Source organism: Streptomyces mirabilis (assembly GCF_039503195.1).
GTDB lineage: Bacteria > Actinomycetota > Actinomycetes > Streptomycetales > Streptomycetaceae > Streptomyces > Streptomyces mirabilis_D.
The window spans coordinates 6,676,693-6,688,588 of record NZ_JBCJKP010000001.1; the positions used below are offsets into that span (position 1 = coordinate 6,676,693).

At 70.8% G+C, this 11,896-nt stretch carries 6 protein-coding genes; 3 read left to right on the top strand and 3 right to left on the bottom strand.

Translation table 11 applies throughout. From position 1 onward, the window contains the following. The first annotated feature begins 51 nt into the window (after positions 1-51). Complete coding sequence (gene moeZ, locus AAFF41_RS30885; protein ID WP_343324964.1) at positions 52-1,230, top strand: adenylyltransferase/sulfurtransferase MoeZ; 1,179 nt, start codon at positions 52-54, stop codon at positions 1,228-1,230. 239 nt (positions 1,231-1,469) lie between these two features. Here moeZ and AAFF41_RS30890 read toward each other — a convergent pair whose 3' ends face one another. From AAFF41_RS30890 to AAFF41_RS30900, 3 genes are all read right to left on the bottom strand, one after another. Beyond that, positions 1,470-3,017 (bottom strand): alpha/beta hydrolase, encoded by a 1,548-nt coding sequence (locus tag AAFF41_RS30890; RefSeq protein ID WP_343324965.1) that lies wholly within the window; start codon positions 3,015-3,017, stop codon positions 1,470-1,472. Between the two features lie 138 nt (positions 3,018-3,155). After that, on the bottom strand, positions 3,156-4,700 hold the full coding sequence (locus AAFF41_RS30895) for an alpha/beta hydrolase (protein WP_319746535.1): 1,545 nt from the start codon (positions 4,698-4,700) through the stop codon (positions 3,156-3,158). A 99-nt stretch (positions 4,701-4,799) separates the two neighbouring features. Next, positions 4,800-7,598: a lysylphosphatidylglycerol synthase domain-containing protein gene (locus AAFF41_RS30900; RefSeq protein WP_343324966.1), complete on the bottom strand. Its 2,799-nt coding sequence runs from the start codon at positions 7,596-7,598 to the stop codon at positions 4,800-4,802. A 186-nt stretch (positions 7,599-7,784) separates the two neighbouring features. Here AAFF41_RS30900 and AAFF41_RS30905 point away from each other — a divergent pair, with 186 nt between their 5' ends. Continuing rightward, complete coding sequence (locus AAFF41_RS30905) at positions 7,785-8,150, top strand: MGMT family protein (protein WP_054228186.1); 366 nt, start codon at positions 7,785-7,787, stop codon at positions 8,148-8,150. Between the two features lie 302 nt (positions 8,151-8,452). Next, positions 8,453-11,830, top strand: coding sequence for an ATP-dependent helicase (locus AAFF41_RS30910; RefSeq protein ID WP_343324967.1), 3,378 nt, complete (start codon positions 8,453-8,455; stop codon positions 11,828-11,830). The last annotated feature ends 66 nt before the right edge of the window (positions 11,831-11,896 follow it).

Genomic DNA, 11,896 nt, shown 5'->3' on the forward strand with positions numbered 1-11,896 from the left:
CAGTGTTACGGGGAGAACAACTGTAGTGATTGACCGACCAACGGAGTCCCCGTGTCGCTGCCACCCCTGGTTGAGCCAGCTGCTGAGCTCACCGTAGACGAGGTCCGCAGGTACTCCCGCCACCTGATCATCCCCGATGTGGGCATGGACGGGCAGAAGCGGCTGAAGAACGCCAAGGTGCTGTGTGTGGGCGCTGGCGGCCTCGGATCGCCGGCGCTGATGTACCTGGCCGCCGCGGGCGTGGGCACGCTCGGCATCGTGGAGTTCGACGAGGTCGACGAGTCGAACCTGCAGCGCCAGATCATCCACAGTCAGGCGGACATCGGCCGCTCCAAGGCCGTGTCGGCCCGTGACTCCGTGCTGGGCATCAACCCGTACGTGAACGTGGTCCTTCACGAAGAGCGGCTCGAGGCCGAGAACGTGATGGACATCTTCAGCCAGTACGACCTGATCGTCGACGGCACGGACAACTTCGCGACCCGCTACCTGGTCAACGACGCGTGCGTCCTGCTCAACAAGCCGTACGTGTGGGGTTCGATCTACCGCTTCGACGGCCAGGCCTCCGTCTTCTGGTCCGAGCACGGTCCCTGCTACCGCTGCCTCTACCCGGAGCCCCCGCCGCCGGGCATGGTCCCCTCCTGCGCCGAGGGCGGCGTGCTGGGCGTGCTGTGCGCGTCCATCGGCTCCATCCAGGTCAACGAAGCGATCAAGCTTCTCGCGGGCATCGGTGAGCCGCTCGTCGGCCGCCTGATGATCTACGACGCCCTCGAGATGCAGTACCGCCAGGTCAAGGTCCGCAAGGACCCGGACTGCGCGGTCTGCGGCGAGAACCCGACCGTCACCGAGCTCATCGACTACGAGGCCTTCTGCGGTGTCGTGTCCGAGGAGGCCCAGGAGGCGGCGGCCGGCTCGACGATCACTCCCAAGCAGCTCAAGGAGTGGATCGACGACGGCGAGAACATCGAGATCATCGACGTCCGCGAGATCAACGAGTACGAGATCGTCTCGATCCCCGGCGCCAAGCTGATCCCGAAGAACGAGTTCCTCATGGGCACCGCCCTGGAGACCCTTCCGCAGGACAAGAAGATCGTCCTGCACTGCAAGACGGGCGTCCGCAGTGCGGAGGTGCTCGCCGTGCTGAAGTCCGCGGGCTTCTCGGACGCGGTGCACGTCGGCGGCGGTGTGATCGGCTGGGTCCATCAGATCGAGCCGGAGAAGCCGGTGTACTAGGCGCCGGCGCACCACGTGAACGGCTTTTCGGGAGGGGCTCGGCACCGTGCGTGCCGGGCCCCTTTCCGTTGACCGGTCACTCGCGGGCCGCGGGTTCGCCGAACGGGCGTCCGTGAGCCGGGTCTTCGCCGGCGGGGGGTTCGCCCGCCGGTTGCTCGTCGGCCCGGGGTTCGCCGGCCGAGTGCTCGTCGGCCGTGTGGGCGCGGGTACAGGCCCGCGCCCGTCGGCCGCACCCGCCACTACGACGCGCAGACCTTTCCGTCCTTCGGCACCGTCCCGTCCAGCAGATAGCTGTTCACCGTGGAGTCGACACACTCGCTCCCGCTCCCATAGGCGCCATGGCCCTCGCCCTTCCAGGTGAGCTCCACTCCGACGCCCTGGCCCAGCTCGTCGGCCATTCTGCGGGCGCCCTCGTAAGGAGTCGCGGGGTCCCCGGTGTTGCCGACGATCAGGATGGGCGCGGCTCCGGGCGCGCTGACCTCCGGGTTCTCGTACTGGCCGGCGACCGGCCAGTCGTGGCACCAGCCCGCGGTGTCCCAGCCCATGAAGTCCCCGAAGACGGGCGAGATCTTCTCGAACTCGGGCAGCAGCTTCTTCGTCTCCGCGGGGGTCGGCCGCTGCTTGTCGTCCAAGCACGATATGACCCGTTGGGAGTGGGTCGTCGTGCCGTAGTGTCCCGAGGAATCGCGGTCGTTGTAGCCGTCGGCGAGGGCCAGCAGTCCCGAACCGTCACCGCCCTCGGCGCCCTTGAGAGCGCTGGTCAGGCGGGGCCAGCCCTCCTTGCTGTACAGGGGCAGGACGATGCCGGTGAGCGCCAGCGTCTGGGTGAGCTTGCGGCCGTCGGCCGTCGGCAGGGGGTTCGCGTCGATGCGCTTCAGCAGGTCCACGATCTTCTGGGAGCCCTGCTTGGGGTCCTGGCCGGTGGACTTGAGGTAGTCGTCCAGGGCGCGCTGGAAGCCCAGGGTCTGGTTCTTGGCGTGGCCGACCGTGTCGGCGCTCGGGTCGACGACGGCGTCCAGCACCAGACGGCCCACGTTCTTGGGGAACAAGTGGGCGTACACGCCGCCGAGTTCGGTCCCGTACGAAAAGCCGAGGTAGTGCATCGTCCCGTCGCCGAGGACCTGGCGCATCAGGTCCATGTCGCGGGCCGTGTCGGTCGTGGAGACGTGTGACAGCAGCTTTCCGGCGGCCTTCGCGCAGCCCTTGCCGAAGTCGGCGGCGTCCTTGAAGTACGCGGTCTCCTCGGCCGCGTCGTCCGGGGTGGCGTCCACGGACTCGGCTGCCTGGATCGCCTTGTCACTGCGGCAGCGCACGCCCTCGCTGGCGGCGACGCCGCGCGGGTCCCAGCTCACGAGGTCGTAGCGCTCGTGGAGCGGGCCGACGGCACTCTCGTACGACGGCATCGTGTCGACGCCCGAGCCGCCGGGGCCGCCGAAGTTGAACAGGAGTGAGCCGATGCGCTTGCTCTGGCCGCCGGTCGCCTTCGAGCGGATCAGCGCCAGGCCGATCGTCTCGCCGTCCGGCTTCGCGTAGTCCAGCGGCACCTTGAGTGTCGCGCACTGCCAGCCGCTGCCCGGCGCGGAGGAGCTCTTGCAGTGGCCCCAGTCGAGCTTCTGCGAGGTGAGCGAGGCGGGCAGCCCCGAGGCGGTGCCGGAGGAAGGCGCCCCGGTCGACGGCCGGCCGCTGTTCTTCCCCTCGTCCTTGCCGTCCCCCGACGAGCCGCTGCCGCAGCCCGCCACCAGCAACGCGGCGGCCGCCGCGGCCGTCCACCGTGCGAAACGCGTCATGAACTTCCCCCCCTCGCCCGTGGTCCGCCGGATGTCGCGGATCACATGCAGGCCATGGTAGGCGTCCGCGGCCGACGCCGCGGACGCCTGTGGATAACCCTTTGACCTGCGCTTTTCTCGGTGGGGATGGCGTTGGTTCTAGGTGCAGACGGTTCCCGCGGGCGGCACGGTCCCGTCCAGCAGATAGCCGTTCACCGCGTTGTGCACGCACTTGTTCCCGCTGTCGTACGCGCCGTGCCCCTGGCCCTTGTAGGTCACCTCGACGCCGACGCCTTTGCCCAGCGCGTCCACCATCTTCTTCGCGCCCTGGTACGGCGTGGCCGGGTCGCCGGTGTTGCCGACCACGAGGATCGGCGCCGCACCGGTGGCGCTGACGTCCGGGTGGTCGGCGGCGCCCGGGACGGCCCAGTTGGTGCAGCTGAGCATGCCCCAGGCCAGATAGTCGCCGAAGAGCGGTGAGGCGGCCCGGAACGCCGGCAGACCGGCTTGCACGTCGGAGATCGTGTACCGCGGTTTCTCGTCGGCGCAGTTGATGGAGACGTTGGCCGCGTAGAGGTTGCTGTACTGGCCGTTCTGGCTGCGCCCGTTCATCGAGTCGGACAGCAGCATCAATACCTTGCCGTCACCGCTGTATGCCTGGTCCAGACCCTCCGTCAGGTACTCCCAGAAGTCCTTGGAGTACAGGGCCTGCGCGATGCCGTTGGTGGCCTCGGTCTGGGTGAGCTGGCGTGGGAAGACGCCGGGGATGGGCTTGCTGTCCAGGTCCTTGAAGAGTTTGGCGATGCGGTTCTTGACGTCCTGCGGAGTGTCGCCGATCGGGCAGGGCTCGGTCTTCGAGGTGCAGTCGGTGGCGAAGTTGTCGAGCGCGAGCTGGAAGCCCCTGGCCTGCCCGAGCGCGCTCTGTTCCGGGTTCTGCGTCGGGTCGACGACCGCGTCGAAGACGGCGCGCCCCACCTTCTTGGGGAACAAGTGGGCGTAGACGCCGCCGAGTTCGGTGCCGTACGAAATGCCGAAGTAGTGCAGTTTGGCGTCGCCGAGCACCTGGCGCATGAGGTCGATGTCGCGGGCCGCGTCGGTGGTGCGCACGTGGGGGAGGGTCCGCCCGGAGTTCTTCTCGCAGGCCGCGTTGAACGTCTTCGTGGTGTTGAGGAGGTTCTTCTGCTCGGCGGTGTCGTCGGGGGTGGCGTCCTGCTGGAAGAACACGTCGAGCCTGCTGTCGTCCTCGCACTGCACGCCCGCGCTGCGGCCGACCCCACGCGGGTCGAAGCTCACCAGGTCGTAGCGGGTGCGCAGCTTCGCGTAGTCCTCGCCGAAGGCGGGCAGCGTGGTGACGCCGGAGCCTCCGGGGCCGCCGAAGTTGAAGATGAGGGAGCCGATGCGTTTGCTCTGGTCGCCGCTCGTCCGCGCACGGATCAGCGCGATCCCGATGGTGTCGCCCTTGGGATCGGCCCAGTCGAGGGGTGCCTTCATGGTGGCGCACTGCCACTGTGTGCCACCCGGCAGGGGAGAGGGGGCGTTGCCGCCGCCCTCGGACTCGGCGGGGGCCGGGCAGTCCTTCCAGCTCAGCTTCTGGGCCGGCAGGTCCTCGCTTTTCGAGTCGTCGCTGCAACCCGTCAGCACGGTGGACAGCACAGCGACGGAGAGCACCAGCGCAGCGGCGCGCGGCGGAGACGGGTTCGGCATGCTCCCCATCCTGCGGTCGTGCGGGGCGGGGCGCTCGGGGCGCGGGCCGTGCGGGTGAGGGCGCGCGGGGGGCTCGTACGGGAGGGTCGGCGCGGGGTTCTAGAGGGCGCCCTTGCGGGTCAGGTGATTGAAGAACAGCCAGCCCGGAAGCACCGGAAGCCATAGTGTCAGCAGCCGGTACAGCAGCACCGCGGGAGCGGCGACCTCCTTGGGGAGCCCCACGGCGATCAGACCGACCGTGAGGGTCGCCTCGACGGCGCCGACACCGCCGGGGGTCGGCGCCGCGGAGCCGAGCGCGTTACCGGCGAGGAAGACGACGGCGACGCTGGCGAGGCTGAGCGTGGTGGGCTGCTGGTGGCCGAAGGCGCGGATCGACGCGTCCAGGCACATCACGAAGCAGGCGGTCAGCAGCAGCATGCCGCCGATGCCGGTGATCAGCTTCTGGGGTCGCTGGAGCACGTCGAGCATGCGCGGTACGACGCCCGCGAACAGCGACCTCACGCGCGTGCTGACGAATTTGCGCATGAACGGCACCGACGTCACGACGAGCACCAGTACGGCGACCGTCAGCAGACCGGCGATGACCGTGCGGGAGGGCGACAGGGACGGCGTCTTCTCGGTACCGGTCAGATAGCCGAAGGACAGCAGCATCAGGATGTGGCAGCCGAGCCCGAACAGCTGGGACGCGCCGACACTCGCCACCGCGAGCCCCGGCCGCACCCCCGCACGCTGCAGGAAGCGCGTGTTGAGGGCCACACCGCCGACCGCGGCGGGCGCCACGATCTTCACGAACGAGCCGGCGACCTGCGCCCCGACGGCCCGCATGAACGGCACCCGCTCCGGTACGAAGCCGAGCAGCGCCATCGCCGCCGCGAAGTAGCTCACCGCGGAGAACAGCGCGGCCGCGGCGACCCAGCCCCACTGGGCGTTGTCGAAGAGGGGCCCGAACTCGATGTGGGTGAGCTGCGTCAGCAGGAAGTACCCGCCGATGGCACCGGCGATGAAACTGATCAGTGTGCGTGGCCGCACTCGCTCCAGGCGGGCCGGTTCGACCGGCGCCTGTGGGCGGATCAGCAGTACCTGGTGGCGGATCTGGGTGAGGAGATCCTCCTCGCGTGCTTCGTCCAGTGCCTCGTCGATCGCCCGCTTCTCGGCCCGCTGCTCCGCGCGAACGGCCTTCTTGCCGGGCTTTTCCACCGCGGCCTCGGCGTGCTGGGTCTGTTCCGCGCGGGCGAGCTTGTTCTGCCGGGAGGCGTCCAGGACGGCGTCGCGTTCTCGCTGGGCGCGCTCCCGGGCCAGCTTGCGCAGCGTCGCGCGGGTGGAGCGGGTCAGTGCGATGGGCTGCAGCAGCGGCAGGCAGTCGGCGATCGCGTCCGGGCCGAGCACACCGACGGCCGACGCCACCGTGCGCTCGGCGCCTACGCGCAGCCCCAGTGTGGTCAGCAACTGGGCGATGTCCATGCGCAGCAGCAGATCACCGGCCGCGATCTCACCGCCGCGAAGGTCGGTGAGGATCACCATGCCGGAACGATCCACCAAGATCGCGTCACCCGCGAGCCTGCGGTGTGCGATGCGTCGCGACTGCAAGGCCTGCACCTGATGCCAGGTGTCGCGCAGGAGATCGTCGGTGATGAGTTCGTCGGGCAGCGAGTCCAGTGTGCGCCCGCCGGTGTGCTCGTAGACGAGCATCACGGCGTCCGGGCCGAGCTCGGAGGTCGCGATCAGCTTCGGGGCGTTGGCCCCGGCCGCGATGGCCGCGTACGCGAGGAGCGCCTCCTGCTCCAGGGCCTGGCGCAGCGACTGGAGACTGCGACGGGTGGCGAGACCGCGCAGCGTCAGGTTGCGCCACACTCGGTAGAAGAAGCCCTGTGCCTGCTGCTCACGGTCGACCACTGTGACGTCCAGGGGCGGGCCGTCCTCCAGGGTGACGAAGTAGCGCCGCCCGCGGTCGCCGTTCTCGGTGGTGTCGGGCGTGTCCTCGCGGGCCGCGCTGACGGGGTGGAAACCGACGTGCCGCAGGCCCGCCATCAGCGTCCGCCCGGTCGGACGCACATTCGGTGAGCCGACCGCGTACAGCGTCCCGTACGCGACGCTCCAGCCGATCAGCACCGTCAGGATGATCGAGAACGGCGTGGTGTAGCCGGTGACCAGCATGGAGAAGGCGTCGAGGAGCAGCACCACCCACAGCACCGCGCGCCAACGCGGTCTGCGGGACATCCCGACGGCAGTCATGTACGCGATGACCGGCGCCAGATAGCCGTGCACCGGATCGGTCAGGGCGTGGATGTCACCCGGCGAGGGCTGGGTGAGTGCCTCCTGGATGGAGTTCGGGGCGCCCTTGGCGACCCACAGGTCCGTGGCGAGTGTCACTCCGTGCGCGAGGACCGCGGCCAGCACGCCGTCGGCGATGCGCAGCCCGTCCCGCTTGATCAGTCGCTCGATCGCGAAGGCGACCGGCACCAGGAGGATCGCGATGCTCGACGCCAGACCCGCGATCTTGATCAGCAGATCGGGTGCCTGGCCGGTGCCCTTGTTGATGTCCTGTTCGAGCCCCGAGGTGGTGCCGTGCGCGAACGCGGCGACGGCCAGCAGCACGACGATGGCGAGGACGCCGACCATGAGCCGCATCAGATCGGACGGACGGTGCACACGCGCGGGCAGCAGCGGTTCGTCGCCCTCGACCTCGTCGTTGTGGACCTCGTCGCCGCAGTCGTCCGCCGGATCGAGTCGCTTCTGGGCTCGTCCGTGGGTGTCAGGAACGGGTTCTTCGTCCACCGTCGTGGTGGGCTCGTCCGCAGCCTCGCCCGGGTCCTTCGGGTCGCTGTCGCCGGTGTCCGGACGCGACGAGGCCGCGGAGGTGCTCTCCGCGTCTTCGGGGTGCACGCCCTGCTGCCTCATCGTCTCTTCTTGATCTCGTATCACCAGTCACCGCCCGCACGATGGTGGCATGCCCCACCGACACACGGGGGCATCAGGGTGCAAATACGGGGGCGCACAGTCTGCCCCAAGTGCGCCTTCGTGGCGAGGGATACGCACAGTCACCGAATCGTCGCACTGTCGGTGGGATGGGGCAGGATGGGGCGGATGAGCGAGGAGAGCCTTCCGACGGATGCCCTGCCGGAGTACGCGGAGCGCGTCCTTGAGGTCGCCGAGTCGATCCCGCCCGGGCGCGTGATGACGTACGGGGACGTCGCCGAGTGGCTGGAGGAGGGCGGACCGCGCCAGGTGGGCCGGGTGATGGCCCTCTATGGAGGAGCGGTCCCGTGGTGGCGGGTCGTCCGCGCGGACGGCGCGCTGCTCCCGGGCCACGAACTCGATGCGCTGGGCCACTACCGCGACGAGGGCACGCCCCTGAAGGAGGCGAGCAGGGCCTCCGAGGGGCATCTGCCGCGCATCGACATGAGACGGGCACGATGGGACGGCGGCGAACGCGCGCAGGGTCACACCTGACAGCTTCCGGCATCGGACGGGGCGAGGGGGAACCTGTGGCCCGTACGGGGGAAACGGGGCACGCCCGTGACATGCCGTACGTTCGAGAGCCGGGGGACGCACGTGGTGCGAGGGAAGAAGGGGAAGCCCTCCTTCCACGCTGCCCACCGGCGTAGCGTCGACGGCACGCATCCCCCTCACCCCGCGGCCACCGCCCTGAACGCGCGGCGCTCCTCCCACCCGTCGCCCGACCACCACCCCTCAACGACGGCGCTCCGCGCCGGCAGTGATATCCCGCACAACCTCCAGGACCGGCGAACCACGTGAGCTCCTCTTCTTCCACCCGGCGCCTGTCGCACCCCCAGGTGCGGCAGGGGACCCGCGGCGCGTACCGACTGGTACGTACCGCGCCGGTCCGAGTGGGGCCCCCTCGTCTGGACGCAGAGCAGCGCGCGGTGGTTGACCATGACACGGGACCGCTGCTCGTGCTCGCCGGCCCCGGCACCGGCAAGACGACCACGCTCGTCGAGTCCGTCGCGGCGCGGATCACGCGGGGCGGCGACCCTGAACGCATCCTGGTGCTGACGTTCAGCCGCAAGGCGGCCGTCGAACTGCGCGACCGCATGGCGCTGCGCATAGGGGCCGCCCGCGCTCCCCGGGCGACCACCTTCCACTCGTTCTGCTACGCCCTGGTCCGCGCCCACCAGGACAGTGACCTGTTCGTGGAGCCCCTGCGGCTGCTGTCCGGACCCGAACAGGACGTGGCGGTGCGCGAACTGCTCGCCGGCCAGCCCGACCTGGAGCGGCTCGGCCTCGCCCATGTCCGCTGGCCGGACGAGCTGCGCGCCTGCCTGACCACGCGAGGCTTCGCCGACGAGGTCCGCGCGGTACTGGCGCGCAGCCGCGAACTGGGCCTGAGCCCCGACGCCCTCACCGCCTTCGCCCGGCGCATCGGCCGCCCGGACTGGGGCGCGGCTGCCGCCTTCCTCGCCGAGTACCTGGACGTTCTCGACCTCCAAGGAGTGCTCGACTACGCGGAACTCGTCCACCGCGCGGTCCTGCTCGCCGGGCGTCGGGGCGTCGCCGAACGCCTCGCCGCGCAGTACGACGCCGTCTACGTGGACGAGTACCAGGACACCGATCCCGCGCAGGTCCGGCTGCTGCGCGCCCTCGCCGGCGGCGGCCGCAACCTGGTCGCCTTCGGTGACCCCGACCAGTCGATCTACGCCTTCCGGGGCGCGGACGTGAACGGCATCCTGGACTTCCCCGACGCCTTCCCGCGTGCGGACGGCCGCCCCGCGCCGGTCGAGGTGCTGCGCACCTCCCGCCGCTCCGGCGCCGCCCTGCTGACCGCCACGCGTCTGATCACCCAGCGCATGCCGCTGACCCGCCTTCCGGCGGAGAAGGTACGCGCCCACCGCCAGTTGTCTCCGGTACGGGACGGCGGCGCCGTCGAGGTCTACACGTACCCGACGGCGGGCACGGAGCTGGACAACATCGCGGACCTCCTGCGTCGCGCCCATCTGGAGGACGGCGTCCCCTGGGGCGACATGGCCGTCCTGGTGCGCGCCGGTTCCCGCACGATCCCGACGATCAGGCGGGCGCTCACCGCGGCGGGTGTGCCGCTCGACATCGACGGCGACGACCTGCCGCTGCGGCACGAACCGGCGGTGACGCCCTTGCTGACGGCACTGCGGGCGGTGGCGCGCGCGGAGTCGGGTACGGCCACGCCCTCCGGCGGCGACGCCGACGCACCTGAAGACGCCGACGCACCTGAAGACGCCGACGCACCTGAGGATGCCGACCCGCAAGCCGCGCCCTGGCTCGACACCGAAACCGCGCTCACCCTGCTCGCCTCGCCCCTCGCGAGCATGGACGCGGCCGATCTGCGGCGTCTGGGGCGCGCGCTGCGCGAGGAGGAGCGCGCCGCGGGCAACCACGTACCGCAGCCCTCCGACGAACTGCTCACCCGCGCGCTGGCCGAGCCGGAGCGGCTCGTCGCGCACGACCCGGCGTACGCCCGGGGAGCCCAGCGCCTCGGCGCGCTGCTGCGCAAGGCACGGGAGCGCCTGGCGGGCGGCGGGACGGCCGAGGAGGCGCTCTGGGACCTCTGGGAGGGAACACCGTGGCCGCAGCGCCTGGAGCGGGCCGCCCGGCGTGGTGGCGCGGCCGGACGCAACGCCGACCGCGACCTCGACGCCGTCTGCGCGCTGTTCGCGACCGCGGCCCGCGCCGAGGAACGCACAGGCGGGCGCGGCGCCCTCAACTTCCTGGAGGAGATCGAGGCCCAGGACATCGCCGCCGACACGCTCACCCGCAGGGCGGTGCGCCCCGCAGCCGTACGCCTGATGACCGCGCACCGCTCCAAGGGCCTGGAGTGGCGCCTGGTCGTCGTCGCGGGCGTTCAGGAGGGCCTGTGGCCGGACCTGCGCCGCCGCGGCTCCCTGCTGGAGGCCGACCGCATCGGACGCGACGGCCTCGCCGAACCCCTCACCCCCGGAGCGCTCCTCTCCGAAGAGCGCCGTCTGTTCTACGTGGCCGCCACGCGCGCGCGTGAACGCCTGATCGTCACCGCCGTGAAGGCCCCCGCCGACGACGGAGACCAGCCCTCCCGCTTCCTCACCGAACTCGGCGTCGAACCCAGGGACGTCACCGGCCGCCCCCGCCGCCCGCTGTCCGTCGCCGCCCTGGTCGCCGAACTGCGCGCCACCACGGTCGACCCGCGGGTCTCGGACACCCTCCGGCAGGCCGCGGCCCACCGCCTGGCCAAGCTCGCCGCCCTCGGCGACGAGGACGGCCGCCCGCTCGTGCCGTCCGCGCACCCCTACCGCTGGTGGGGCATGTACGAGCCGACCGAGAGCAAGGTGCCGCTGCGCGACCGCGACCAGCCCGTCGTGCTCTCCGGAAGCGCCCTCGACCAACTCGCCAACACCTGCGCCCTGCAGTGGTTCCTGGGCCGCGAGGTCAAGGCCGACGCGCCCGCGACCGCCGCCCAGGGCTTCGGCAACGTGGTGCACGTCCTCGCCGACGAGGTCGCCTCCGGACGCACCCCCGCCGACCTCGCCGTCCTCATGGAACGTCTGGACTCCGTGTGGAACGCGCTCGCCTTCGACGCGCCCTGGAAGTCCGCACAGGAGAAGGAGCACGCGCGTGTGGCGCTCGAACGCTTCCTGAAGTGGCACGTCGACTCCAACGGCGTCCGTGCGGGACGCGTGCCGGTGGCCAGTGAGCACGACTTCGACGTGACCCTGGAGGCGGGCGACTACGAGGTGCGCATCCGGGGCTCCATGGACCGCGTCGAGACGGACACCGAGGGCCGCGCCTACGTGGTCGACTTCAAGACCGGCAAACACGCGCCCAGCGCCGCGGAGGTGGCGCACCACCCGCAGCTCGCCGTCTACCAGCTCGCCGTCCGCGAGGGGGCCGTCGACGACACCTTCGACGGCGTACGCCCCGAGCCGGGCGGCGCGGAACTCGTCCAGCTGCGTCAGGGCGCCGCCAAGAAGAACGGCGGCGAGACCCTCCCCAAGGTGCAGGCCCAGGAGCCCCTCGAAGGCGAGTGGGTCGGCGACCTGCTGGCCACCGCGGCCGGGAAGGTCCTCGACGAACGGTTCTCACCGACCACGGGACAACACTGCACACACTGTGCTTTCCGGGCATCGTGCAGTGCTCGGCCCGAGGGACGCCACGTGGTCGAGTGAGGGGCCCAAGGGGACGTCACGTCAGCGAGTGACGTACGGCACCACACGTGTTGACCAGCACTTCTA

What these genes read in the sequence shown, in the direction of transcription:
- AAFF41_RS30890 (WP_343324965.1), bottom strand. Translation starts at nt 3,017, where the DNA reads ATGACGCGTTTCGCACGGTGGACGGCCGCGGCGGCCGCCGCGTTGCTG.
- AAFF41_RS30895 (WP_319746535.1), bottom strand. Translation starts at nt 4,700, where the DNA reads ATGCCGAACCCGTCTCCGCCGCGCGCCGCTGCGCTGGTGCTCTCCGTC.
- AAFF41_RS30900 (WP_343324966.1), bottom strand. Translation starts at nt 7,598, where the DNA reads ATGAGGCAGCAGGGCGTGCACCCCGAAGACGCGGAGAGCACCTCCGCG.
- AAFF41_RS30905 (WP_054228186.1), top strand. Translation starts at nt 7,785, where the DNA reads ATGAGCGAGGAGAGCCTTCCGACGGATGCCCTGCCGGAGTACGCGGAG.